This window comes from Psychrobacter sp. GW64-MNA-CIBAN-0177 (assembly GCF_040309585.1).
Taxonomy (GTDB): Bacteria; Pseudomonadota; Gammaproteobacteria; order Pseudomonadales; family Moraxellaceae; genus Psychrobacter; species Psychrobacter okhotskensis.
The window spans coordinates 152,684-178,502 of sequence record NZ_JBEOOY010000005.1; the positions used below are offsets into that span (position 1 = coordinate 152,684).

Here is a 25,819-nt window from a genome sequence, read left to right on the forward strand (position 1 = left end):
TGTTCTTATGGTTGTCAGTCATTTTATAGTTTTCAGATTCGTAAAAAGAGTGCCAAAACATCTACAATGACTCTAGCATTTTAATAGCGCTGTCATTGTAGTGTTATTACTTGACGGCTGAGGTTGAGTAATAATAGTAATGTGGCCGCCGCCTAGAACCATGTCTTTCTTACTCCCACTACCTGATGACACGCAAAGGGTTTTTCAAGGTATATAGTCATTAAAATACCAGAAATATCATTGTATTGGCAAATAATGAAGGAATAATGACAGGTTAAGGATTTGCTATAGAAGGGGGACAAAATATGTCGAGTTTAGGTAATGAAATACCACTGCGTATCAGGAGAGGTTTCTATATTTGACGATAATAAAGGATAAACAGAAGGCTGTTGACGTCATTCGATGAGGTTTTGTACAGTGAATTTGGAGGTTTATTTAGAGCTTGAGATCTTCCTCAGTAGACTTTGCTATATGACCCGTTTTATCCTCTTTTTTGAGTAGCTTTGCCTTGCCATTAGTATTAATACGCTCAGGCTTGATATAAATCGACCCAGTATTTTTGTGCGTGGGTGCAAGGGTAAGCTTAGCAGACTTCTTTAGGCTCTTTTTAATTCTTCGTACCGCTGCCGCATCAGCTGCCGCTTGCTCTTCTACTAGCGATTCATCATATAAGCCTTGATAGACGGCAAGCGTTTCTTCGATCATCTCGCGCATGGTAAATTGATTGGTCATCTCTGGACGCGTTACGCTTTCTAGCTGGTTCCTAACCGCTTTACACAAGGCATTGGCATTGTATTTTTTTACCAAGCCTTGCGGGTAGAGCGGCTGTAGAATTTCACTAAATGCTGCCTGATCCCAGCCAATCACAGGCGTCCCTAAATGAATGGCTTGCAGCGCATTGATACCAATTGATTCGGGCTCATTGGCAAGCGCCATAACAATATTGGCCGCTGACAACCATTCACGCATATCATTGCGTTTGCTGCCGACGTAAGTGATGCGCTCAGCAAGTCCCAAGGTATTGGTGCGCTGACGAAAGTCTTCGTGGGCGACATCACCATCTCTAAAGTCATCGTCCATAATAATGGCGTGGATATTAGGAAATTGTTCTTGCAGATTGCCCAATATATCGATGAGCCATTCTTGCCCGTATTCGTTACCGATTACGGTCGGAAACACCAGCCACTTTTTATGCTCAAGCTCAGGATATTCGGCAAAGGTATGCCGCAGCCAATAGACAGACGGATTGTGGCGATAAGGATAGCGACGGGTATCGATACCGCGGTAGATACGCTTAATGACTTTGGGATCGACGTCTTCGCGGCGCAGTCCTTTTTTTAGATAGTTGGTGACACTATCGGACACCGTAATAATGGTATCGACATCGAGCAACGCCTGTGAGTATTTATTGATGGGATAAAAGCCATACATGGTCGACACTAGCTTTGGCGGACGTTTAACGCGCGCGCGGCGTAGTGCCAAATGTAATATCCACGCAGGCGTACGCGAGTGCACATGAATGACGTCAGGATTATACTTCTCGATGAGGCGTCGTAAGGCGCTGACTTGGAGCAGGGATAGCCAAGACTTTTTATTCATATACAGCTGATGATAGAGGTTGCCGTCACGCTCTAAGCGTTTTACCAAATCATTGTCATAGTCCGCGCTAGAGACAATGATAGAGGTATGGCCATTTTTGACCAGTGCGCGCCCAAGATGAAAAATACCGCGCTCGGATTCATCATGCTTTAAAGACGACAGTAAGCGCATAACTTTCATAATAGCGTGGGTCACCGGTTAAAATATTAAACTGCTATTGTCAGTTAAAAGCGCAAAAAACTCAACCATGAAGCGTAAAAGAGGCGTTTGGTTTTTGAGTCGTTTAGCAAATAAGTAATAGACACTCTTATTGGGTCAAAAACGTATGACTACCTTAGCGACGTTTTTGCAGATGCTTAGCATTGGGCAGTACTTGTTTTTCGCTTAGGTATTTCCAATAGCGCTGCGGCAAATATTGCTTATGCAAACGCGGGTTTTTACGCTCTTTGATATTGACGTTGGTAAAGTAACCCTGCCAAAATCTTTGATAGCGCTGCTCATCAGGACTATGAATGCTGGCAGGATTACGCAGTACTGCATCATCAAGGTCAGTAATCGTTTGCAGGGCAGCGGGGCGTTTGGGCGTGCTTTGGCTTTTGTCATAATAAATACCATAATTACGAGTCAAATCATAAATCGCCCAGTGTTGGTCTTGGTAGCGCTGACGAAAATGCTCACCAATCAATGGCAAAACATTAAAGTCAGGCTCAACGCGGGCAAAGTAGATATCATCAGTGGTATGTTCAAAGCGCACAAAGGCTTCCATGCGATGCTTCTCACGACCGACAGACTTGACCGTCTGTACCAGTTCAAGCACATCTAAATTACCTAAATCCTGCATAATATGACGGCTAGGGTAGTCAATGGCATACTTCACCACTTGAAATAAAGTGGTGCCGATGTTGTCTTTTTCAGATAAAAACCCCCAAAGCAAGTTACGTATGCCCGAGCGTCCCAAAAGCTTATGCAGCTTGGTTAGTACCCGTTCGGCTTTGTCTTCATCAGTGGCAACACTTGTCGCTTGTGAGATTAATGACGGTACATAACAATCCTCAGCAATTATCCGTAAGGATGCATCGTCCTGTAACTTATTAGCATAGACATAAAAAACGGCACTCAGCCAACCTTCAAAACTTGGCTCATAAAGCACAATACTGGGCATTAAGTGACCGACAGAATACGTTATGTGTTGAGCAAGTATCGACATTGTCTATCCTAAGATAACTCTAAAAATGTTATGGCTGATTTTAAAGACAGTTTTTCTAAATACTCGTTCTAAATGGTTTTTAAAATAGCGCCAATTGACCACTACGTTGATCTTTATACTTGGTCTGCGTTTGCGCCAGTACATATTGGCGGAAGTTATCACGGGTTAAATGCGCTAAATGTTCATTCTTACCCGTTGTTGCAATAAAGTATTTGGCACGGTTAACCGCTGCGCCCATCTTTTTTAGATGATAAAGCGTTAACTGATTAAACTTGCGCGCTTTCATTATCTTTTTGGCCGTTTTGGTACCAATACCTGGGATGCGTACAATCATCTCATAGCTCGCTGTCTGAATATTGACCGGAAAATGCTCACGATGGCGGATTGCCCAAGCCAATTTTGGGTCACAGTCCAAGTCTAGAAATGGCGAGTCTGGCTCTACGATCTCATGCGCACCAAAACCATAGAAACGCATCAGCCAATCCGCTTGATAAAGGCGGTTTTCACGTATCATCGGCACGGGCGTTCCAATCGCTGGCAAGCGGCTGTCGGACAACATCGGTACATAGCCAGAGTAGTAAACGCGTTTTAAATCATACTGTTTATAAAAATGACTCGATAGCTGAATTACTTGCAAATCGGTCTCATTACTGGCACCAACGATCATTTGACTGGTTTGACCTGCTGGCACAAATTTCGGTGCTTTTTTATGGGTTTTACGGCTCTCTTTTATCGTAATAATTTCAGTTTTAACGGTTTCCATTGGTGCTTTTAATTCATCATGCGATTTCTCTGGTGCGAGTAAAGCCAAGCCAGATATCGTTGGAATCTCGATATTGACGCTCAAACGATCAGCATAAAGCCCTGCTTCTAACAAAAGCTCTTTTGATGCGCCCGGAATAGTCTTCAGATGGATATAGCCATTAAAGCGCTCACGGGTACGCAATATCTTGGCGACCTCGACCAAGCGCTCCATCGTATAGTCACCACTTTTGAAAATACCTGAGCTGAGAAACAGTCCTTCGATATAATTACGACGATAGAATTGCATGGTTAGATCGACTACTTCCTCAACACTAAAGGCCGCGCGTGGGGTGTCATTGCTTTTGCGCGAGGTGCAATAAGCACAGTCGTAAATACAATGATTGGTCAGCAGAATTTTGAGTAAACTAACGCAGCGACCATCTTCGGTATAGCTGTGGCAAATACCCGTTGCTGAGGCATCACCGAGGCCACCGCCTTGGTTTTTGCGCGTACCAGCGGAAGATGAGCAAGAAACATCATACTTAGCCGCGTCCGCTAAAATATTGAGCTTGCCTTGTAGTCGTTCATAATTGATGGTGGCCATAAGATTACCAATTCATTTATTGGCTATTATTTTAGCAAATTGTCTTGTAAGTCACTGTAATTATTAGGGAAATATCGATTTCATACGACAACTGTTGTCGTGCTATTTATGAGTTTTTTAATTAGAGAAACAGGGGTTAGGCAACGTTTGAACCACTTCTTCTGAGAAGTATTCTTTGATAATAAGACGTCCTTTTTTGTCAAACTCGACGTTGTACTTGGGGTAAGCTGCAAAAGCGTCAGGGTCATAGGTCGAAGGAAAATCGATTTCTTTATCTGAAAAAAATCGGCTAGCCGTCCATAATTGTTTATCACTATTATATCCAACGCTACACGGACTGTTTAGGTCAAAGGTGAAATAACGGCCAAAGTATTGCTCCTTGCCGCCACGACCAAATAGCATATTAGCACCGCACGGATTGCCACAGCCAACGTAAACATGATAAGTATCTTTATCGATTTTTTTGAGCGAAGTATGGTTCCAGCCGTAATGACCTATTCCATCCATAAGTTTAGTTTCTTTTACTTGACCGTCTTTCAAGGTTTCGCTTTTAAGGATGTAACCATCATCGCAATACTCATGACCGTCTTTACTCATATAGGCAGTACAAATTTTCGACATATAAAAGCTATCGTCAAATTTTGGTTCGGCAGCTTCAGCCCAAGATATAGAACTCAAAATACAGCTGTAAATGATAAAAGCCAATGAATAGAGAGGAGTAAATTTATACATGGAAGTAATGACCGGATATTTGTTTTGAATTAATAGCACTATAGCAAAAGGTTGGTTGTTAAGGAATAAGGTACGCTCATCAAAAAGGTCTTGCTGACTAGGAAATTAGCCGGCAAGACCTTTTATTAATTTTAAGATTTATTAAATAACAATACTTTCAAATCTAAACTTTCAAATCTAATTTTTACTGAACCTTCGCACGTATAACAACCGTTTGCGGTACGTTAGCAGGAAGATCTACCAAGTTCCATTTGAGTCCAGAGTAATTTTCTGTGATAACTACAGTATTGCCAACTTGTTGGATAGTCTGATAACTGTCGCCGCCTGTTGTCGCAAGCGTTGGTAGTGGGCTATTCAATGATACCAATTGCACGCCATTTGGCAGTGACACCATGGCATTGATGTCAGTGACGGGTTGTGCCGTGGTATTGGTATAAGTGGTGTGGTATTCGATGATGTCGCCAGGTGCGATATGGTTCGCAGGTACAGCCACTTCGCGACCATCTTTATTTTTTAATATTTTCATCACTTTGGTTTGTGCATTCACCACGTCAGGCGTGCTAAAGGTCGGGGTCAGTTGCAGAGCATCTAAAGACGTAGATACTATTTGCGTCGTTGCAGGTTGGTTCGTCACTATGGTTGTCGTTGGCGTATTGATGACTGGCAATTGGGTAGCCGTCGTCACAGGCAATACTTGTGTCACGCTAGTCGTCGGCACGGCTATGACATCAACGTTGCTTGTTTGATTGGTGACTTGGTTGGTCACAGGTACGCTCGTAACCGTGGTGCTGCCTTGGGTGACGACCGTATTGCTCGCACCACTGGCGACTTGGCGAACCGTATAGCGAGGAACGTTAGTTACTTGAGTCACAGCATAAGGCATGCCGTCTTGCATGGTGATGCCGTGTGGTGTCGCTGTAATGGTCGCGGTTTTACCGTCAGAATACTGCTCAACGACGGTAGTGCTACTACCAGCAGACGAAGTGATGGCGATCTCAGGCGCAGCATGTGCGGTAGATACCGTCAATAAAGCGCCTGCTAAAATTGTTGGAATAGCAGTGCTTATCACGCTTTTTTTGACGAGGCTGTGCTGGGTAAACGCCTTCTTATTTATAGTCAGTAACGCTGGCATATCGATGTGTATGGTCATAATAGATTCCTTTAAAATAACAGTAAATAAAGCCGCTAATGTAGTAGCAGAAAGCAAAGCGTAAAAAATAACGCTTAGAAAACAACACCTAGAAAAGAAAAACCCCCGTCAAATGAGCATGTAAACCATGTCAAATAACGAGGGTAAAGATACTAATGATAGCCAACGTTCGCTATCTCTCCATCATTATTTTAGTCAGTTGCTAAGCACTTATGTCTAATACTTATAATGAGACACTTGTAATAGTCACAAGGCTCAGCATCTATACTCGAGCAATTATGCGCTAAAACAAACAGACTAAAAAAGCAGCGTTGTGTAACTTCTGCTCTATTCATAATGAGGTTGTGTACTACTTTCTACGCTCATTTGCTAGGCGAATTGCCAGCTGATTCGCGTTAAGATACTTCTGTTATCAAAAGCTTTTTCTTTATCAAAGAATTGCTATCAAAGGCTTTCTATCCAGATATTTCTCAAATCAGGAAAATTAATCGTAAATCACTTTCATGATTTCGTATTCGACCACGCCTTTTGGCGTTTCAATACGTGCTTCATCGCCTTCAGACTTACCAATCAAACCACGTGCGATCGGTGAATTGACTGAGATTTTACCCGCTTTAAAGTCCGCTTCATCATCACCAACGATTTTGTATTGTTTTTCTTCTCCGGTGTCCATGTTTTCGATAACGACGCTCACGCCGAATATCACACGACCATCTTTTGGTAATGTTGCAGGATCAATCACTTGCGCGCCGCCAAGTTTGGCTTCGATATCACGGATACGCGCTTCACAAAAACCTTGCTGCTCACGAGCAGCATGATATTCAGCATTTTCTTTCAAATCGCCGTGTTCACGGGCTTCAGCGATAGAAGCAGTGATGCGTGGACGGTCGATACTTTTTAACTGTTTTAATTCGGCTTCTAGAGCCGCATGTCCTTGAGGAGTCATGGGATAACGTTGCATGTTTTTTCCTTAAACCAATAACACCACACCATCTCCTACTCTTAGTGAATAGTGAGATGGTGTCAGTGTTGTTGCAATGAGTATGTGAAGATATAAAAAGAATGAGGTTTAGACTGCGTAACAACTAAACATGCGCTTATCTGTGAGCGTGGATACACTGACAAGCAAGGCACTTTAACTTTACGTAATAAAAAGCATAGTCGCAGTTTAGCCACTATGCTTTTTAGGTCTATCTTTTTAAAACTTTATTTTTTTAAAGTACTGCTTTTTTAAGCCGTACGTTTTTTTAAAGCCCTATTGTTATATAAAAATCGATAACAAGTTTTGCATCCGCTGTTAAACGAGCGTTGCCATTATGCTTAATCTACTGAAATTATGCTGCTAAGTCAATAGAGCTAAGCAATAGTCTTTGCTTGTTCGTGCAAATCTTGTAGCTTATAGACCTCAAACGGTAGGTCAATGCCATAAGATTTACAAACCGCATCTGCCGCGCCTAACGTCGTGACATAGAAGACTTTGCCTTGTAGTGCACTACGGCGAATAGAGAACGAATCCTCTTGAGCTTGTTTGCCTTCAGTCGTATTGATGATAAGGTCAATCTTACCGTTTTTCAAGGCGTCAACGATATGCGGGCGACCTTCGGTGACTTTGTTGATTTGCTTACATTCGATACCATTCTGAGCCAAGACTTCTTGCGTACCAGTAGTAGCGACGATGTTAAAGCCAAAGTCCGCTAGCTGACGGGCGATAGGGGCGATTTGTGTTTTATCACTATCACGTACCGAGATAAAGACCGTTTTGCTTTCGCCCTCAACAGGTAGACCGGGCAGGCGCTCATTACTACCGATGACGGCTTTATAGAATGCTTCGCCAAAGGTTTTACCCACACCCATGACTTCACCCGTTGATTTCATCTCAGGGCTCAAGATAGGGTCGACACCAGGGAATTTAGCAAATGGGAATACCGCTTCTTTTACGGCAAAAAATGCAGGAACGATTTCAGTGGTAAAGCCTTGGTCTTTCAATGACGTGCCAGCCATACAACGAGCGGCGATTTGTGCTAATGATGTACCAATACACTTAGAGACAAACGGGACAGTACGGGCAGCACGAGGGTTCACTTCTAAGATATAAACCGTTTCACCTTTGACCGCGAACTGAACGTTCATGAGGCCAACCACGCCAAGCTCTTTTGCCATCGCGACTGTTTGCGCGCGCATGACATCACATAGCTCTTTAGACAGTGAGTATGGCGGCAATGAACAGGCTGAGTCGCCTGAGTGGACACCCGCCTGTTCGATATGCTGCATGATACCGCCGATGACGACATCAGTACCGTCACATACACAGTCGACATCGACTTCGATGGCGTCATCTAAGAAGCGATCGAGTAGGACAGGCGCTTCGTTCGAGGCTTGTACCGCAGTACGCAGGTAATGTCTTAGCTCGTCTTCGTTGTAGACGATTTCCATCGCGCGGCCACCAAGGACATACGACGGGCGTACAACCAATGGATAACCCACGTCTTTTGCTTTGACCAAACCATCTTCCAAGCTCGTTGCTAAGGCGTTCGATGGCTGTACTAGGTTTAGCTGTTGAATCATATGCTGGAAACGTTCACGGTCTTCAGCGCGGTCGATCGCATCAGGGCTGGTACCGATGATTTTTACGCCCGCTGATTCTAACGCGCGGGCAAGCTTCAATGGCGTTTGACCACCGAACTGGACAATCACACCGTCTGGGTTTTCGATACGGACGATTTCTAGCACGTCTTCTAATGTGATTGGCTCAAAGTATAGACGGTCAGAAGTGTCATAGTCAGTTGAAACCGTTTCTGGGTTACAGTTGACCATGATAGTCTCATAGCCGTCTTCACGCATGGCAAGCGCTGCATGTACACAGCAGTAATCAAACTCGATACCTTGACCGATACGGTTAGGGCCGCCACCGATGACCATGATTTTTTTCTTGTCAGTTGGGTTGGCTTCACATTCGCTATCGTAGGTTGAGTACATATAAGCGGTGCTGGTCGCAAACTCTGCAGCACAAGTGTCAACACGCTTATAAACTGGATAGACGTTCATATCCCAGCGTTTCTTACGTAGTTGCTTCTGTGACACGCCTAGCAATTTAGCCAAACGTAAATCTGACAAGCCTTTACGCTTAAAGCTGCGCAAGTTTTTCTCGGTTAAACCGCCAAAGCCGAGTGATTTTACGGTTGCTTCGGTTTTCACGATGTCTTCGATCTGTACCAAGAACCATGGATCAATCTTGGTGAAGTTGAACACCTCATCGACGCTCATACCAACGCGGAAAGCATCAGCGATATAGTAGATACGATCAGGGGTTGGAATCGTTAAGCGATTGATAATTTCGCTACGAGCCTTCTCAGCACTGACTTTGGATAAATCAACTTGCTCATCAAAACCATCTGCGCCTGTTTCCATACCGCGTAGTGCTTTTTGCATTGACTCTTGGAAGTTACGACCAATCGCCATCACTTCACCGACCGATTTCATCTGAGTCGATAGGATGTTGTCCGCTTGTGGGAATTTTTCAAAGTTAAAACGAGGTATCTTGGTAACGACATAATCAAGCGCAGGCTCAAAGCTGGCTGGCGTTTTGCCACCCGTGATGTCATTTTGCAATTCATCCAATGTGTAACCAATCGCTAGCTTTGCTGCGATTTTGGCAATTGGGAAGCCAGTCGCTTTTGAGGCGAGGGCAGACGAGCGCGATACGCGTGGGTTCATCTCGATGACCACCATGCGGCCCGTATCAGGGTTGATACCGAACTGTACGTTTGAGCCGCCTGTTTCTACACCGATCTCACGCAGTACCGCGAGCGAGGCGTTACGCATGATTTGGTATTCTTTATCGGTCAACGTCTGCGCAGGGGCTACGGTGATTGAGTCACCTGTATGTACGCCCATTGGGTCAAAGTTTTCAATGGCACAAATGATGATGCAGTTGTCGTTTTTGTCACGGACGACTTCCATCTCGTACTCTTTCCAACCGATGAGTGACTCATCGATGAGTAGCTGATGGTTTGGAGACAAATCAAAACCGCGCTCGCAGATTTCGATGAATTCGTCACGGTTGTACGCGATACCGCCGCCCGAGCCGCCCATGGTGAATGAGGGACGAATGATACAGGGATAGCCCATCTTTTCTTGGGTCGCAAAAGCTTCTTCCATCGTTTCAGCGGTTTCAGCGCGTGGGCACTCAAGACCGATACGTTTCATTGCCTTGTCAAACAAGTCGCGATCTTCTGCCATCTCGATTGAGTCTTTGGTCGCGCCAATTAGCTCGCAGTCGTACTTAGTCAGTATGCCATGTTTGTCTAGATCTAGCGCACAGTTGAGCGCGGTCTGTCCGCCCATGGTTGGCAAGATCGCATCAGGACGCTCTTTGGCAATGATTTGCTCAACCGTCTGCCATGTGATCGGCTCGATATAGGTGGCATCCGCCATGACAGGGTCGGTCATGATGGTCGCAGGGTTTGAGTTGACCAAGATAACGCGGTAACCTTCTTCTTTTAGTGCTTTACACGCCTGTGCGCCTGAGTAGTCAAACTCACACGCTTGGCCGATAACGATGGGGCCTGCGCCAATGATAAGAATGCTTTTTATGTCGGTACGTTTTGGCATAATGTTTTTAAGTCCTATTTTGGCGGTTTGGGATTTGTTAAATATTTAAAATTCGTATAGATTAGATAGTTGAGTTGAATTCTATAAAAAAATCATTTTCTATCAAACATTTTATAGAACTCTTTATTAAAATCAGCAGTACATATGGTTGCAGTCCCATTTATAAATCTTGCTAAAATACCATTATCAAATTCGAAAGTGGTCAGCATAGGATAATTTGTTAAAAATGTTAAACCTGGAGACTCATGAATATTTTGTAGAAGTTCCAAAAGTCGAGGGTTTTTCAACATCTTGTCGAGTTGTTGCTCATCCTTTGTTAGCAAGGCTTTTAGAGATGAGTCATTATCTTCTATTGCTTTTAATGAATGTTCCCAAGTCTGAGCTAAAAGACTATAGTAATCCTTTATTAGCTGATTATTTAATAGCAACAGTTTTTCGTTTAACTCTTTATCATTAATGGAATTTACATATATTAAGCTATAAGTTAGCAGATGCTCTGCATATTTTTCTGGAGTCCAATTATTTTGTAGACATGTTAAATATGCCTTTTGATGCGGGGCAGTCACCTTTTCTATAGGATCATGGTCGTTCATATTAGTTCGAAATTGCTTAAGATAACCGCTGTAATCGTATAAACCTAAAATAGCATTAGAAATTTTTTCAGCGTCTTCTCTTTTGTTATAAAATTTTGGATTATTAGCGACTAAAACCCCTAAAGTAATAGGCGTATCAATTGAATTATTAGCAACTAGTTTAGCAACCTGCTCTTTTGTATCTTCAGGCAATAAATTTCTTCTATCATCGGCATTAGCTACTGAAAAAGATATCAAGAACAAAGTTGCTAAAACTAATTTCAACATTGATTATGCCTTAGCCTTTTCCATCATCTCTGCAAACTTATCAAACAATGGCGCAGCATCATGCGGGCCAGGGCTGGCTTCTGGGTGACCTTGGAAGCTAAAGACCGGCTTATTAGTCAGCTCAATCCCTTGGTTAGTACCATCGAATAATGAGCGATGAGTCGATTTAACATTGGCAGGCAAGGTGTCTTCGTCAACCGCAAAACCGTGGTTTTGACTGGTAATCATCACCGTACCAGTAGCCAAGTCTTGTACTGGATGGTTGGCACCGTGATGACCGGTTTTCATTTTAATAGTATTTGCACCGCTGGCTAGACCAATCAGCTGATGACCTAAGCAGATACCAAAAGTTGGAATTTCCGTTTCTTCAATGATGTGACGTACCGCATCGATGGCATAATCACAAGCAGCAGGGTCACCAGGACCGTTTGATAAGAAAATGCCATCTGGATTCATCGCTAGCACGTCAGCGATAGGCGTTTGTGCTGGTACAACGGTGACGTGACAACCACGGTCGACTAGCATACGTAAGATATTGGTTTTGGTACCAAAGTCATAAGCGATAACATTATATTTTGCTTCAACGTGCGTGCCCAAATTCTTAAAGAAGCCGCCCGTACCGCTATCATGGCTACCAGCTACATCACGATTAAGCAAGGTATCTGATAAATCCCAGCTACCAGCGGTCCACTCAAACGTCGTCGGCGTACAGCATTCTTTTGCTAAATCCATACCTTCAAGACCAGCGAACTCTTGCGCCAGTTTGATGGCTTGCTGTTCGTCTTCGCTGCTAATCGTGTCGCCGTTAGATGCGGTCATGATACAACCGTTTTGAGCGCCTTTATCACGTAGTAGGCGGGTCAACTGACGGGTATCTATATCAGCAATAGCGACCGTATCATGGCTCTGTAGATAATCACTCAACGATTCAGAGTTACGGAAATTTGAGGTAACCAGCGTTGCATCACGAATGATCAGGCCTTCTGCCCATACTTGGTGTCCATTACCAGACTCCGTATCTTCAGCATTGGTACCAGTATTACCAATGTGCGGATAGGTGAGGGTGACGAGCTGGCGCGCGTAGCTTGGGTCGGTCAGGATTTCTTGATACCCTGTCATGGCTGTATTAAAGACCACTTCACCGACACGATGACCAAGACTGCCGATACTCACACCGCGAAAGATCGTACCGTCTGCTAGTGCCAAAATTGCTTGTATTTCTGCCGATGAATTCAAGGGTTGCCTCCGCTGTTATTGGTGAGTGCCATCATGATTTGTGGGTGAAAATATTGACTTATAATCACTATTTATAGGGTTATAGCTGCTGTTAAAACCAGAATAAAAAAGGACTAAAGCCAAAATTTTTCCACAAAAAAGCGAGAAGACATTATCGATGGAAACTACAAAACTCACTAGGTAGTGAATAGGTAACTTGCATCATGTCCGCTCGCTTAGGCACAGATTTTGCGCATTATATACAATATCCGCTAAGATAGCCAGCCGATTCTCAAGGTTGATGACTGTGGCTTTGCTGATCGTAGTAAATAGCCGATATTAACTTAGCTAAAAGCCGATATCTGTATACTTGGGCTTTGTTTAAAATTTGCGTGACATGCATATGTATGGTCGTCTTTAAAGAACATGATTGCCTAAAATAAGAGCCATATAAAATGGCCTAAGTAATATCGATAAATCATGCACTGCTGATATCCATTTTTCTTGCTTGCTGTGCCTACGCAGACAGAGGCTACAAAAAATCGATATCAGCAATACCGTCGCGTTTCTAGGATATTCTAACTATATATAAAATAGCCTAAGTTATAAAAATGAATTTTCGTGACTGATATAACCATAAATCTAATACTAAAAGAGCTAGATTTTCACAGGTAGCTTTGCCACAATGGACGGCGCTGTTATAAATATAGCTTTGAACCGAATATAATTATTAAAATACCCAATGTAACAAGGACCCGTTATGATTTACCAATATTTAGACAAAGTGCCTGAGTTTGCCGTTCCATTTAACGGTTGGGTGGCAGATACCGCACGTGTCATCGGCGATGTATATTTGGGTCATCAAGCCAGTGTTTGGTTTGGGGCGGTGATTCGCGGGGACAATGAGCGCATTCATATCGGTGATTATAGTAATGTGCAAGAAAACAGCGTCATTCATACCGATGCAGGCATCGAAGTAAAGATCGGCGATCATGTCACCATTGGTCATTTAGCGATGCTGCATGGCTGCGAAGTCGGTGATAATAGTCTCATTGGCATCGGTGCAGTTATTTTAAATAATGCCAAAATTGGTAAAAATTGTATCATTGGTGCCAAAGCGTTGGTCACTGAAGGCAAAGAGATTCCAGATAATTCTCTGGTAATGGGCGCACCTGCAAAAGTAGTCAAAACCTTGACCGATGAGCAAGCTGCCATGATGAAGTGGTCTGCGCTGCATTATAGCGATCGTTGTCAGACATTTAAGACTGGCTTAAAAGAAATAGCCATGCCTGATTAATCAATATAAAAGTGAGCATTGATTTATCTTTAGATAATCGTTTTATAAGTGATAAGCAGATTGAGCGTTATTGATTTCTCATCCTTTATTGAAACGTTTTTTGAGCAAATAATTTTGGGGCAGAAGCTTTTATGTTATTTATGCCATTAGCATCATGATAAGCCAAATAACGGCAAAAATGATAATACCGATGATTATTCCACGAAAAACGTCATGGCGTATCGAGTAGTCGTTAAGATAAGCATTGTTGTTGCCAGTTTCATCATTATGCAAAGCATTGACGCTCTCGGCACCGGCGCTTTTGCCAACGATAAAGCCTATTAAAGCACCCAAAACCAACATAAACGGCGTAAATAACCAGAATATCTCGCCATTGCCCATGCCAGCAAGTGAGCGAATGACAACAATCGCAAGGTCGATAAGTAAGCCGCCAAAGCCATACATCAAGCCATTTAACAGCGCATAAAGCAGACGCTCTAAAGGCGATTGATAGCTTTTGCCTAACTGCCGTCGCCTAATTTCTCTGATGGAGCGGGCAGGGCGTCGCGGTCGATTAAACAAAGCAGTTTTATCATCAGGCGCTTTCATAAGGTTCTCTATTGTTATTATCAAGCAAGCTAAAGATAAGCTAATGAGATTTTAAAGTAAACAAGTTAGCATAATTTTGTTCGGTGAACAGTAGGCTTATAGAGAATTATCAGCACATTTTATATCCAATATTTTCTCTAAAATATTTTTCATTCAAAAAATCATTCCCTTAAAAAATCATAAGGCTCCAATTATGCAGGCAACTCAAGCACACACTGATGGAAAAGAATTGGCGTTATTCGATCTAGATCATACCTTGCTCGATGTCGATAGCGACTACCTATGGGGCGAATATATCGTCAAGCATAACCTCGTTGATGAAGCTGAATATCGTACAGCCAATCAAGCATTTTACGAACAGTACATCGAAGGCACGCTTGATGCGACCGAATATAATGAATTCGTCGCCCAGTTTTTGAGCAGTTTGCCGATGGATAGACTGCATGAGTTGCGAGAAGATTATATTAAGACTGAAATCGAGCCTCATATTCGTCCAAAAGCGATGGAGGCGCTCTGTCATCATGTCGAAAAAGGTCATGATGTGGTGATTATTTCGGCGACCAATGACTTTGTAGTGTCGGCTATCGCTAAACGTTTTGGTATTGAAGATGCCAATGTCTTGGCTACGCCTTTGGAAATCAAAGATCAGCGCTATACTGGTAAGCTGATGGACAAACCAAACTTTCAGGCAGGCAAGATATACCATCTCGATAAGTGGCTGAATAAAAAGCAACTGGCTGGCATAAAATTTGATAAAACCTATGCCTATTCAGATTCCAAAAATGATATTCCTTTGCTTGAATGGGCGGATGTGGCTATTTGCGTGTCCCCTGATGACGCGTTGCATGCGCATGCGTTAGCCCATCGCTGGGCAGTAGAGGATTGGTCAATTTAGCTGGTCTATGATTATTTAATATAAAGGCATTGATAATTAGTCAACTATTTATCGTCAATCTCATTTAAAATAGCGCCATATCAGTGAGATATTTATTTAAAAACACAGGAATACTTATGGAAATCAATCCGTATCAAGAACAAATCAAAGATCTATCTGAGCGTGGACAGGACTTGCGGAGGTATCTTTGACTTCGATGGTAAGCAAGAACGCTTAGAAGAAGTCAATTTAGAATTAGAAAACCCCGAGCTATGGAATGATCCAGAGCGTGCAACCAAGATTAATAAAGAGAAAAGCCAGCTTGATGGCGTCATCGATGTCGTGGTCTCGCTTGAGACCACCTTAGAAGATGCATCTGCCATGCTGGAGCTGGCGGTAGAAGCAGAAGACGAGTCGTTACTTGCTGATGTACAAGCCGAGCTTGACGATGCGGAGAAGCGCGTTGCGGACTTAGAGTTCCGTCGCATGTTTAGTGGCGAGATGGATCCTAATAATTGCTACTTGGATATCCAGTCAGGCAGTGGCGGCACAGAAGCGCAAGATTGGGCCGAGATGCTACTGCGCATGTATACGCGCTGGGCAGAGGCGCATGGCTTTAAAGTTGACGTGATTGAAGTATCTTCTGGTAGCGTTGCTGGGATTAAATCAGCCACGATTGAGATTAAGGGTGATTATGCCTTTGGTTGGTTACGTACCGAAATTGGCGTGCATCGCTTAGTGCGTAAATCACCATTTGATAGTAACAACGGTCGCCATACCTCATTTGCCGCTGTTTTTGTCTCGCCTGAAATTGATGATAACGTTGAGATTGATATCAACCCAGCTGATTTGCGTATCGATACTTACCGTTCATCAGGCGCGGGTGGTCAGCACGTGAACACCACTGACTCTGCGGTGCGTATTACTCATGAGCCGAGTGGTGTGGTGGTGACTTGTCAGAATGAGCGTAGCCAACATGGCAACAAAGCGACGGCGATGAAGATGCTACGTGCCAAGCTTTATGAGCTTGAGATGCAAAAACGCATGGAGTCGCAACAAGCGGTTGAAGATGGTAAATCTGACGTCGGTTGGGGCAGTCAAATCCGCTCATATGTGCTGGATGACTCACGTATTAAAGACTTGCGTACTGGCGTTGAAACCTTTAACACCGGTGCAGTGCTAGATGGCGACCTTGATCAATTTATCGAAGCAAGTCTAAAAGCGGGATTGTAAAAAAACTTTCAAATATTACCTAAAACCTTATTAAGGAAAACTATGCCAAGCGTTAATAATTATTTTGATGATAAAGTCACTTCTATTGCTTTTCAAACCGCGACCAAGCCCGCTACCGTTGGCGTGATGGAAATTGGCGAGTATGAATTCGGTACTAGCGAATTTGAAACCATGAGTGTGGTGAGTGGTGCATTGACAGTTAAGCTACCAGAAAGCACTGAGTGGCAAACCTTTAATGCGGGCGAGCAGTTTACCGTTGAAGCCAATCAGAAATTCAATGTTAAAGTTGAAGTGGAAACTGCTTATTTATGTGTATATGGTAAATAAGCGATTTTAAAGTAGTAATATAATAATTAACGCCAAGTGTTTAACGCTTGGCGTTTTTTTATGGTTAAATTTTAAGATAAGTTTCAGTCGTAAGATTAAGTTTCAGTCGTAAGATATAGTCAGTGAAAAGTAATATCGAACCATCACGCACTGCTGATATCAATTTTTCTAGCTTACTGTGTCTGCACAGACAGAGGCGACAAAAAATTTATATCAGCAATACCATCGCGTTTTTAAAATATTTTGACTATCTTTGTCAATCGTTATAATTTTTTACGATATTGCACCATGTCCGTTTGGGTGGCGATGGCATCATAGAGTTTGCGTGCTGTGGTGTTGCCTTCTTGCGTGGTCCAATAGACACGGTTGCAATGTTGCTTATCAGCAAAGTCATAAACCTGTTCAATCAGTGCGCGTCCTATGCCTTGCCCGCGGGCAGACTCACTAACATACAGATCCTCTAAGTAACAGCATTCGGTGGTATTCCATGTATTGGGATGTAGCACGACATGCGTGATACCTACCAGCGTTTCATCGACCCATGCCCCAAAGCCATAAATTGGCATATTGCTATCAAGCAGGTTGCGCCAAGTCTTTTCTGTGGTACTTGGTGGCAGACGAGTTTCATAAAAAATTAAATAACTTTGCCACAATTTTAACCAAGCATCGTAATCAGCTTTAGACAATGGGATTATTTTTATCGAAATATTTTTCATGGGTGTTCACTTGATTTTATTAATGGACAGACGTTCAATTATGACGCAATCAATCATAATTGATAACCCTTCTATACAGCATTTTTACATAGCGATTACACTTTATCCGTGGCAAGTAAACAGCAAAAATTCTCATAGTTAATTATGCTAAAACCACTATTATTTAAAAGTGTATTATTTATGACCAAAGCAGCTGCACAAACGACCTCAGAGGATATTCGTCACGATTATGAGCATTTAGCACGTCGGGCGAATTTGCGCTACGTCAGTGATAATGAACCGGGTTATAGTCGTCAGCGTTGGGGTCGCGGTTTTACTTACCGAGATGCTACTGGCAAGACGGTGAAAGACAAGGCTTTGCGCCAGCGTTTTGATGCCTTGGTCATTCCACCGATGTGGTCAGAGGTATGGATATGCCAAGATGATAAGGGTCATCTGCAGTCGACCGGTCGTGATGGCAAAGCGCGCAAGCAATACTTATATCATCCTGAGTGGGATACGGTACGTGACCAAGCCAAGTTCGATGCGATGATAGGTTTTGCGGAGGCATTGCCAAACCTACGTGCGCAAGTCGAAGAAGACTTAGAAGCAGCGCCGCTATCACGCGCCAATGTACTGGCTGCCGTGGTTAAATTGCTTGAGACGACGTTAATTCGAATCGGTAATAGCCGCTATGCGAAGATGAATAAAAGCTACGGTCTCAGTACATTGCGTAGCAAACATGTGAGCGAGATAGACGATGGCTTGGCATTCGATTTCGTCGGAAAAAGTGCCAAAGCCCATCATATCGAATTGCAGGATGAGCGTTTGATTGAGATTGTACAAGCGTGTTCTGAGCTGCCCGGTTATCAAATTTTTAAATACTTAGATGATAATGGTCATAAGCAAGTCGTCGATAGTGCCGATATCAATGATTATTTGCGTAAGCACCTTTGCACTGATGCCAGCAATAATAAAAGCGATCATTTATATAGTGGCAATCTGTATAGTGCCAAGGATTTTCGTACTTGGATGGCCAGTGTATTGGCTGCCAGTCATCTGTATGACGAGCTTGAAGCCGCCAGTGGCAAAGAGATATTGACTAGCGAGCCGGACAGTCGGACGCGCCAACAGTTGGTCACTGATATGGTTAAAGAAGTGGCAGATGAGCTTGGCAATACTCCAAGCGTGTGCCGAGCATCCTATATTCACCCTGTTATTATTGAACGGTTTTTGGCAGGTCAGTTTTTTGAGCCCTATAAACAAGCGCGCCGTGGACGCACTCGAAAGTATCAAAGCTGTGAAGAAAAAGCACTGCTGGGCTTTTTGAGTACATTCGATTAAGCGTACTTGACTAAGCGCACTAGAGTAACTGCGTTAGAAAATAAGAGGCTTATAAAATAAAGGCCTCGGGAATAGTTGCTTTATAAAGTAAGCACATTAGAAGAATATATAGCAGTCTAACAACTGCTAATAGTAAGATAATTATCTGGACTCAGATATTTATAAATGATACGTTATGTATTGAATTAGATGTTAACGTGCTTTTTTAACAGACCCTAATGATTAACGCCCAATTTTATCAAGTAACACAGTCTATAGGATATCGACTGTTGTGATAGCAATTGATATTTTCAGCTCGATCTCCACCGCTAAAGGATTAGCCCATGAATACCTCATCTACACAAACCGCGCACGCTACAGCGGATACTTCTAAAACACCCATCAATTATAGTGATTATTATAATAACTTCGAGATGAATGCGTTGTTAGAGGAAATATTTGGCGCGCATTTGGATGATCGATTAAATGCTTACATGGCTTGCTGTGGTCGCCATGTGCGTGACGGTCGCGCGGACAATACGGCCTTAGTCCATGAAGATACTAGCGGTAACATAACGCGCATGAGCTTTGGCGAGTTGGATGAAGCGAGTGCGCAAGTTGCCAATTTATTATTGTCCTATGGTGTAAAAGCCGGTGACCAAGTCGCCACCATGCTACCGCGCACGCCTGAATTACTAACGGTTGTATTAGCGACATGGCGCATTGGGGCAGTGTACCAGCCGCTATTTACCGCTTTTGGTTACGATTCGATTAAGTACCGTATGGATAAGGCCAATACCAAGGTGGTATTTACCAATCAGGAAAATCGTGGCAAGTTTGAAGATTTGGCCAAACAAGCCAAAATGGTACTTATTGGCAGTATTCATGATAGCGACGCTTGGGGTGATGACAATTATCACGAGATGAGGGTGACGCAGCCGCAAGCGATAGAAGCTGTTTTGCTAGATACGGATGCACCATTCTTGCAAATGTTTACTTCAGGTACGGTGGGCAAGTCAAAAGGCGTTAGTGTGTCATTAGCGGCGTTGCCTGCTTTTTATCTATATATGCGTTATGCGATTGATCTGCGCGAGACTGATAACTACTGGAATATGGCTGATCCCGGCTGGGCGTATGGGCTATATTATGCGATTACTGGGCCTTTATTATTAGGGGTCACGACCTACTTTAACGAAGCAGGCTTTGATGCGACCAATACCCGCGACTTTATGGTGCGCCATAAGATTACCAATCTAGCGTCATCGCCAACGGCTTTTCGGATGATGAAATCGAGTGGTGTTTTTGATGCATCGTCCGCAAATGACGATAACGCCTTGTCTCTACGCTGCGCTAACTCGGCAGGGGAGACGCTGAATACTGAAGTAGTAAGTTGGGTGGAAAGTCATTTGGGCTGTCAGGTTTGCGATCAATATGGGCAGACAGAGACTGGTATGACCTGCTGCGAGCATCATGCTTTGGCGCATAAATGTCCAGTCGGCTCGATGGGCATGGCGTTACCGGGGCATACGCTGGTAGTGCTCGATGATGATATGCAAGTATTGCCCGATGGTGAGCAAGGACAATTGGCAGTCGTGGTCAGTCAGTCGCCTGCGTTTTATTTCCGAGGCTATAGTTGGAATGAAAAACAAGCGTTTTTTGAAGATTACTATTTGACAGGCGACGTGGTCGAGCGTCATAGTGACGGCAGCTATTGGTTTTCAGGACGTGATGATGACATCATTATCACGGCAGGCTATCGGGTCGGTCCTACCGATGTCGAAAACACTGTGCTCGAGCACGCAGCGGTCGCGGAGTCTGCTGCCGTTGGTATACCTGATGAGGTGCGTGGGCATACGATTAAGTCCTATGTGGTACTCAAAGATGGCATCGAGGGCTCTGAAGAGATTGCTCAGCAAATCAAAGACTTGGTACGCAAACGTTTATCGACTCACGCTTATCCGCGGGAAGTTGAATTTGTGAGTGCACTACCAAAAACACCAAGCGGTAAAATTCAGCGCTTTTTGCTGCGTAGCCTGTCTGCAGATTGAAGCCTCTTGGTCCAGAGTAGGGGCGCAGAGCAGTTATAAAAAGAGCAGTTATAAAAACGTTAAACATCAACATCAAACAAAAATTTATTAAGGGAATAATATGCAGATTAAAGAAAATAGCTTTTTGGTCACCGGCGGTGCATCAGGATTGGGTGAAGCCGTGGTTCGCGCTATCGTCGCTCAAGGTGGCAAGGTCGTCATCGCTGATTTGAATGAAACAGTAGGGTCAGCGCTAGTAGCTGAGCTGGGCGATAATACGCGTTTTGTTCGTTGTGATGTGACCAGTGGTGATGAGGTGCAAGTGGCGGTAGATACAGCAGAAAAAGAGTTTGGTGGTCTGCAAGGTTCTATTAACTGTGCAGGTATTGCCGTGGTGCAAAAGCTACTGGATCGTGAAAACAATCCTGCTGATCTCGATCAGTTCAGTCGCGGTGTTATGATTAATCAAGTGGGCTCGTTCAATGTTGCACGTTTAGTAGCAGCTAGTATTGCTAAGCGCGTAGCAGCGAATGTGAACCCTGATAGTGAGCAGAACGCGGACAATGGTATCATTATCAATACTGCTTCTATCGCTGCTTTTGATGGGCAAGTCGGGCAAGCCAGTTATGCCTCATCTAAAGCTGGCGTTGTCGGTATGATGCTGCCATTAGCTCGTGAGCTGACTCGTCATGGCATTCGCGTGATGACGATTGCACCGGGTGTCTTTGCCACCCCAATGATGGAGAGCTTACCGGAAAAAGCACGCACGCAATTAGAATCAGCCGTTCCTTATCCTAAGCGCCTAGGAGCACCGAATGAGTTTGCCAAACTGGTGACCCATATTATTGATAATGCCTACCTAAATGGTGAAGTGATTCGTCTTGATGGTGCCATTCGTATGGTTTAGTTTGACAACTGCCAGAACACGTTGTTATCTTATTCATCATTTTTGCACAAAACCTGATCATTAAATATGACATAGTGCTTTGATATATTATGACTCGTTGCTATCAAGCATTGCTTATAAGGACCAAAGCCTATGTCATTTTTCTCTTTCAGTCTTAGCACCAAATCTCGTTGGTTGTTTATTGCGATAGGACTTGGTCTGACTGCCATCATTAGTACCAGTGCGATAGGCTATGTCAAAACCTCCTCGCAGGCAAAAAACGCGGTTGATAAAGGTCAGTCTATTCCTAGCACGCTCATTGTCGATAAGGTCTTTGTTGACAAGTCTGAGCGCATTTTAAAGTTATTAAGCAAAGATATCGTGGTCAAATCCTATCGCATTGCATTAGGTGACAGCCCGATAGGACATAAGCACCAACAAGGGGATCAGCGCACACCAGTAGGCTACTATACCTTAGATTATAAAAATGAAAACTCAATAGCCCATCGCTCCATCCATGTCAGCTACCCAAATGCGGCAGATAAAGCACAGGCTAAGTCTCGCGGCGTCAATCCAGGTGGCGACATTATGATTCATGGGCAAATGAATGGCTTTGGTCATTTAGCCGGGCTCAATCAACAACGCGATTGGACAGATGGCTGCATCGCCGTCACTAATGATGAGATGGATGAAATTATGGCGGCTGTGAAAGTAGGCACCGCGATTGAAATTGTTGAATAAGCCACTTTTAAGGTTTATGTATACTTAATGCTTGCTGAGTTGATTAGCTTTTTAGATATTTTGTAATAACCGCATATTTTTTTCGACGATTTATTCACACTCCTAAACTATTCCTCTCTCTTTTTCACAAACTTAACACTACCTATTTTTCTTTCCTATATTCCCTTGAAATAGCTCATCAATGTGCCTATTAATGCCTTATCGTCATATCATTGTTATAAGTAAGGTTTATATTAATCAGGTGCACTGCGCACTGCTTGCTATTGGCTTGTTATTGATAGGAGCTGATATTGATAAGCCATTATTGATTGTTGATAACCGTTAAATTGATATTGAAATATTACTCAACAAACCTGATATAGATAACAACGAAAAGCTTGGGCATTGTTTGATACTTATAAAAAGCCGCAGCTACTATCAGATATAAAATATTATTAATTATAAAAGGACACCAATATGAGATTCGAAAAATTTACCCAAAAATTGCAATCTGCGATTCAAGAAGCCCAAAGTTTGGCGCTAGGGCGCGACCATACAGGAATTGATCCTGTGCATTTGCTTGCCGTGTTGCTGCAAGACGAGTCTAACTTGTCTATCTGCCAGCAAGCGGGCGCGTCTATTCCTGCGCTAAAAAATGGCGTGGCAAAGGCGCTTGATAATCAAGCGACGATTAGCGAGCCAACTGGTGACGTTAATCTAAACCCTAATTCGGTCAAAATTTTGAATTTGGCCGATCGTCAAGCGCAAAAAGAAGGCGACGATTTTATTGCCACTGAATGGGTGATATTAGCACTCGCTGAACAAGGCGAAACCAAAAAAATATTTGAAAGCGCTGGCGTGACGGCAGCCAAATTAAAAGCCGTGATTGAACAGTTACGTGGTGATGAAACCGTGAACAATCAAAACGCGGAAGATCAACGTGACGCGCTGAATAAATATACCATCAATCTGACTGAGCAGGCGGAGCTTGGCAAACTGGATCCAGTCATTGGTCGTGACGAAGAGATTCGCCGCACCATCCAAGTACTGTCACGTCGGACTAAAAATAATCCAGTACTTATCGGTGAGCCGGGTGTGGGTAAAACCGCTATCGTCGAAGGCTTAGCACAAAAAATCATCAATGGTGATGTACCAGAAGGGTTGCGCCGTAAAGAAGTACTGTCATTAGACTTAGGTGCGCTTATTGCCGGCGCAAAATTTCGTGGTGAGTTTGAAGAACGCCTCAAAAGCGTATTGAGTGATTTGGCCAAGCAAGAAGGCAATGTCATCTTATTTATCGATGAGCTACATACCATGGTTGGCGCGGGTAAATCAGAAGGTGCGATGGATGCGGGTAATATGCTAAAGCCTGCGCTAGCCCGTGGTGAGCTGCATTGCGTCGGTGCGACGACTTTGGACGAGTATCGCAAGTATATCGAAAAAGATGCCGCGCTTGAACGTCGCTTCCAAAAAGTATTGGTCGATGAGCCAACGGTCGAGGATACCATTGCGATTTTGCGTGGCCTCAAAGAGCGTTACGAGCTGCATCATGGGGTCGATATTCAAGACAGTGCGATTATTGCTGCCGCACGCATGAGCCATCGCTATATTACTGACCGCAAGCTGCCGGATAAGGCGATTGATTTAATCGACGAAGCTGCCAGTCGTCTGCGTATGGAGATGGACAGCAAGCCTGAGTCACTTGGCAAGCTTGATAGCCGTTTGATTCAGTTAAAAATGCAGCGTGAAGTGCTCAAAAACGAAGAAGATGCAGGTGCAAAAGCAGAGCGTAAAGTGCTTGATACACAAATTGAAGAGTTAGAAAAAGAGTACGCCGATCTTAATGAGATTTGGCAAGCAGAAAAAGCGCTGGTCAAGGGCAGCCAGCAGCTAAAAGACGAGCTGGACAAAGCGCGTATCGCCTATGATAAAGCCAGCCGTGAGGGCGACTATGAGACCATGAGTAAGCTGCAGTATGAGACCATTCCGCAGTTAGAGCGCCGAATTCATGAGTCGGACTTGGCTGAGCAAAAAGAGCAGACTGGTGAAAATAGCGGAGTAAAACTGCTACGTAACAAGGTCACGGATAACGAAATTGCCGAAGTGGTTGCCGCTGCTACCGGTATTCCAGTCAGCAAAATGATGCAAGGCGAGCGTGACAAAATGCTGGCGATGGAAGAAAAACTCCACGAGCGCGTCATCGGTCAAGATGAAGCAGTCGAAGCGGTCGCCAATGCGGTGCGTCGTAGCCGTGCGGGCTTGTCGGATCCGAATCGCCCATCTGGTTCGTTCTTGTTCCTTGGGCCTACTGGTGTCGGTAAAACCGAGCTGACCAAATCATTGGCGAACTTCTTATTCGACTCTGAAGATGCGATTGTTCGTATCGATATGAGTGAGTATATGGAGAAGCACAGCGTCAGTCGCTTAGTGGGTGCGCCTCCAGGTTATGTTGGCTATGAAGAAGGTGGCGCGTTGACCGAAGCGGTACGTCGTAAGCCATATAGCGTGATATTGTTTGATGAAGTCGAAAAAGCGCACCCTGATGTGTTCAATATCTTGCTACAAGTGTTGGATGATGGTCGTTTGACCGATTCGCAAGGTCGCGTGGTGGACTTTAGAAACACCGTTATTATCATGACCAGTAACCTAGGCTCGCATAAAATTCAAGAGATGGTTGGCGAAAGCTACGACGATATCAAAGCGGAGGTCATGGATTCTGTCGGTCAGCATTTCCGTCCAGAGTTCGTCAACCGTATTGATGAGATTGTGGTTTTCCATCCGCTCGGTATATCGCAAATGGCAGGTATTGCTGACATTCAATTGGATCGATTACGTCAGCGTTTGCATGAGCGCGAGATGGACATCGAGCTATCCTCTGATGCGATGAACAAGCTGGTCGCGGTGGGTTATGACCCTGTGTATGGTGCGCGTCCGCTAAAACGTGCTATCCAGCAAGAGATCGAAAATCCGCTGTCATTAAAATTGCTGTCTGGTGACTTTGTCGCTGGCGATATCATCAAAGTCGATGTCGGCGCTGATGATAAGCTTACCTTTGATAAGCTTCGAATGAGCTAATAGTAAACGCTAAATAATTGTTGCTAAATGACGGTTATGCTTTAAAACCAAC

At 43.8% G+C, this 25,819-nt stretch carries 20 protein-coding genes; 9 read left to right on the forward strand and 11 right to left on the reverse strand.

All coding sequences use genetic code 11. The features are described 5' to 3' along the window. Positions 1-435: 435 nt before the first annotated feature. The 9 genes from AAEY79_RS05345 to carA form a co-directional block, all read right to left on the reverse strand. On the reverse strand, positions 436-1,779 hold the full coding sequence (locus AAEY79_RS05345) for a glycosyltransferase (protein WP_101212127.1): 1,344 nt from the start codon (positions 1,777-1,779) through the stop codon (positions 436-438). Positions 1,780-1,933: 154 nt separating this feature from the next. Then, positions 1,934-2,806 carry a TIGR03915 family putative DNA repair protein gene (locus AAEY79_RS05350; RefSeq protein WP_201617219.1) on the reverse strand — a complete coding sequence of 291 codons (873 nt, stop codon included), beginning with the start codon at positions 2,804-2,806 and terminating at the stop codon, positions 1,934-1,936. 79 nt (positions 2,807-2,885) lie between these two features. Further along, positions 2,886-4,154, reverse strand: a complete 1,269-nt coding sequence (locus AAEY79_RS05355; RefSeq protein ID WP_201565989.1) for a putative DNA modification/repair radical SAM protein — start codon at positions 4,152-4,154, stop codon at positions 2,886-2,888. 117 nt (positions 4,155-4,271) lie between these two features. Then, complete coding sequence (locus AAEY79_RS05360) at positions 4,272-4,886, reverse strand: hypothetical protein (RefSeq protein WP_201576814.1); 615 nt, start codon at positions 4,884-4,886, stop codon at positions 4,272-4,274. Positions 4,887-5,070: 184 nt separating this feature from the next. Beyond that, positions 5,071-6,036 carry a hypothetical protein gene (locus tag AAEY79_RS05365; protein WP_227687595.1) on the reverse strand — a complete coding sequence of 322 codons (966 nt, stop codon included), beginning with the start codon at positions 6,034-6,036 and terminating at the stop codon, positions 5,071-5,073. A 484-nt stretch (positions 6,037-6,520) separates the two neighbouring features. Beyond that, a complete protein-coding gene (gene greA / locus AAEY79_RS05370; RefSeq protein ID WP_045445504.1) occupies positions 6,521-6,997 on the reverse strand; it encodes a transcription elongation factor GreA in 477 nt (158 codons plus the stop codon). A 395-nt stretch (positions 6,998-7,392) separates the two neighbouring features. Next, positions 7,393-10,647: a carbamoyl-phosphate synthase large subunit gene (carB, locus tag AAEY79_RS05375; protein WP_201566000.1), complete on the reverse strand. Its 3,255-nt coding sequence runs from the start codon at positions 10,645-10,647 to the stop codon at positions 7,393-7,395. Positions 10,648-10,739: 92 nt separating this feature from the next. After that, positions 10,740-11,507, reverse strand: a complete 768-nt coding sequence (locus AAEY79_RS05380) for a hypothetical protein (RefSeq protein WP_201566002.1) — start codon at positions 11,505-11,507, stop codon at positions 10,740-10,742. A 3-nt stretch (positions 11,508-11,510) separates the two neighbouring features. Continuing rightward, complete coding sequence (gene carA / locus AAEY79_RS05385; protein WP_201576811.1) at positions 11,511-12,743, reverse strand: glutamine-hydrolyzing carbamoyl-phosphate synthase small subunit; 1,233 nt, start codon at positions 12,741-12,743, stop codon at positions 11,511-11,513. 739 nt (positions 12,744-13,482) lie between these two features. Here carA and AAEY79_RS05390 point away from each other — a divergent pair. Next, entirely contained in the window at positions 13,483-14,019 is a 537-nt protein-coding gene (locus AAEY79_RS05390) for a gamma carbonic anhydrase family protein (RefSeq protein WP_173239695.1), read from the forward strand. A gap of 138 nt (positions 14,020-14,157) precedes the next feature. Here the strand turns inward: AAEY79_RS05390 and AAEY79_RS05395 are convergent, their stop codons facing one another. Next, on the reverse strand, positions 14,158-14,607 hold the full coding sequence (locus tag AAEY79_RS05395) for a hypothetical protein (protein ID WP_025651062.1): 450 nt from the start codon (positions 14,605-14,607) through the stop codon (positions 14,158-14,160). A 193-nt stretch (positions 14,608-14,800) separates the two neighbouring features. Here AAEY79_RS05395 and AAEY79_RS05400 point away from each other — a divergent pair, with 193 nt between their 5' ends. From AAEY79_RS05400 to AAEY79_RS05410, 3 genes are all read left to right on the forward strand, one after another. Beyond that, positions 14,801-15,502, forward strand: a complete 702-nt coding sequence (locus AAEY79_RS05400; protein ID WP_025651063.1) for an HAD family phosphatase — start codon at positions 14,801-14,803, stop codon at positions 15,500-15,502. A gap of 116 nt (positions 15,503-15,618) precedes the next feature. Further along, positions 15,619-16,714 (forward strand): peptide chain release factor 2 gene (gene prfB, locus AAEY79_RS05405; RefSeq protein WP_101212133.1). Its coding sequence is split into 2 segments (ribosomal slippage): positions 15,619-15,690 and positions 15,692-16,714, totalling 1,095 coding nucleotides; the frame shifts between segments, so codons are not numbered across the junction. Between the two features lie 42 nt (positions 16,715-16,756). Further along, positions 16,757-17,041: a pyrimidine/purine nucleoside phosphorylase gene (locus AAEY79_RS05410; protein ID WP_025651065.1), complete on the forward strand. Its 285-nt coding sequence runs from the start codon at positions 16,757-16,759 to the stop codon at positions 17,039-17,041. Positions 17,042-17,304: 263 nt separating this feature from the next. On the opposite strand, the gene AAEY79_RS05415 is transcribed toward AAEY79_RS05410, so the two are convergent. Then, a complete protein-coding gene (locus tag AAEY79_RS05415; RefSeq protein ID WP_173239696.1) occupies positions 17,305-17,757 on the reverse strand; it encodes a GNAT family N-acetyltransferase in 453 nt (150 codons plus the stop codon). A gap of 180 nt (positions 17,758-17,937) precedes the next feature. On the opposite strand from AAEY79_RS05415, the gene AAEY79_RS05420 reads away from it, so the two are divergent. The 5 genes from AAEY79_RS05420 (at position 17,938) to clpB (ending at position 25,767) form a co-directional block, all read left to right on the forward strand. Beyond that, positions 17,938-19,080 carry a DNA topoisomerase IB gene (locus AAEY79_RS05420; RefSeq protein WP_101212144.1) on the forward strand — a complete coding sequence of 381 codons (1,143 nt, stop codon included), beginning with the start codon at positions 17,938-17,940 and terminating at the stop codon, positions 19,078-19,080. A gap of 323 nt (positions 19,081-19,403) precedes the next feature. After that, on the forward strand, positions 19,404-21,107 hold the full coding sequence (locus AAEY79_RS05425) for an AMP-binding protein (RefSeq protein ID WP_201566018.1): 1,704 nt from the start codon (positions 19,404-19,406) through the stop codon (positions 21,105-21,107). A 100-nt stretch (positions 21,108-21,207) separates the two neighbouring features. Continuing rightward, entirely contained in the window at positions 21,208-21,993 is a 786-nt protein-coding gene (locus tag AAEY79_RS05430) for an SDR family NAD(P)-dependent oxidoreductase (RefSeq protein ID WP_101212137.1), read from the forward strand. 132 nt (positions 21,994-22,125) lie between these two features. Further along, positions 22,126-22,713 (forward strand): murein L,D-transpeptidase family protein, encoded by a 588-nt coding sequence (locus AAEY79_RS05435; protein WP_201566020.1) that lies wholly within the window; start codon positions 22,126-22,128, stop codon positions 22,711-22,713. Positions 22,714-23,169: 456 nt separating this feature from the next. Continuing rightward, positions 23,170-25,767 carry an ATP-dependent chaperone ClpB gene (gene clpB / locus AAEY79_RS05440; RefSeq protein ID WP_352287546.1) on the forward strand — a complete coding sequence of 866 codons (2,598 nt, stop codon included), beginning with the start codon at positions 23,170-23,172 and terminating at the stop codon, positions 25,765-25,767. Positions 25,768-25,819: the final 52 nt, after the last annotated feature.

Excerpts from the sequence above, each read along its gene's own strand:
- AAEY79_RS05400 (WP_025651063.1), top strand. The coding sequence starts at position 14,801 with ATGCAGGCAACTCAAGCACACACTGATGGAAAAGAATTGGCGTTATTC.
- AAEY79_RS05420 (WP_101212144.1), top strand. The coding sequence starts at position 17,938 with ATGACCAAAGCAGCTGCACAAACGACCTCAGAGGATATTCGTCACGAT.
- AAEY79_RS05435 (WP_201566020.1), top strand. The coding sequence starts at position 22,126 with ATGTCATTTTTCTCTTTCAGTCTTAGCACCAAATCTCGTTGGTTGTTT.
- AAEY79_RS05415 (WP_173239696.1), bottom strand. The coding sequence starts at position 17,757 with ATGAAAAATATTTCGATAAAAATAATCCCATTGTCTAAAGCTGATTAC.
- AAEY79_RS05350 (WP_201617219.1), bottom strand. The coding sequence starts at position 2,806 with ATGTCGATACTTGCTCAACACATAACGTATTCTGTCGGTCACTTAATG.
- AAEY79_RS05345 (WP_101212127.1), bottom strand. The coding sequence starts at position 1,779 with ATGAAAGTTATGCGCTTACTGTCGTCTTTAAAGCATGATGAATCCGAG.
- AAEY79_RS05380 (WP_201566002.1), bottom strand. The coding sequence starts at position 11,507 with ATGTTGAAATTAGTTTTAGCAACTTTGTTCTTGATATCTTTTTCAGTA.
- AAEY79_RS05360 (WP_201576814.1), bottom strand. The coding sequence starts at position 4,886 with ATGTATAAATTTACTCCTCTCTATTCATTGGCTTTTATCATTTACAGC.
- AAEY79_RS05425 (WP_201566018.1), top strand. The coding sequence starts at position 19,404 with ATGAATACCTCATCTACACAAACCGCGCACGCTACAGCGGATACTTCT.
- carB (WP_201566000.1), bottom strand. The coding sequence starts at position 10,647 with ATGCCAAAACGTACCGACATAAAAAGCATTCTTATCATTGGCGCAGGC.
- AAEY79_RS05410 (WP_025651065.1), top strand. The coding sequence starts at position 16,757 with ATGCCAAGCGTTAATAATTATTTTGATGATAAAGTCACTTCTATTGCT.
- greA (WP_045445504.1), bottom strand. The coding sequence starts at position 6,997 with ATGCAACGTTATCCCATGACTCCTCAAGGACATGCGGCTCTAGAAGCC.
- AAEY79_RS05395 (WP_025651062.1), bottom strand. The coding sequence starts at position 14,607 with ATGAAAGCGCCTGATGATAAAACTGCTTTGTTTAATCGACCGCGACGC.
- AAEY79_RS05430 (WP_101212137.1), top strand. The coding sequence starts at position 21,208 with ATGCAGATTAAAGAAAATAGCTTTTTGGTCACCGGCGGTGCATCAGGA.
- clpB (WP_352287546.1), top strand. The coding sequence starts at position 23,170 with ATGAGATTCGAAAAATTTACCCAAAAATTGCAATCTGCGATTCAAGAA.
- AAEY79_RS05365 (WP_227687595.1), bottom strand. The coding sequence starts at position 6,036 with ATGACCATACACATCGATATGCCAGCGTTACTGACTATAAATAAGAAG.
- AAEY79_RS05355 (WP_201565989.1), bottom strand. The coding sequence starts at position 4,154 with ATGGCCACCATCAATTATGAACGACTACAAGGCAAGCTCAATATTTTA.
- AAEY79_RS05390 (WP_173239695.1), top strand. The coding sequence starts at position 13,483 with ATGATTTACCAATATTTAGACAAAGTGCCTGAGTTTGCCGTTCCATTT.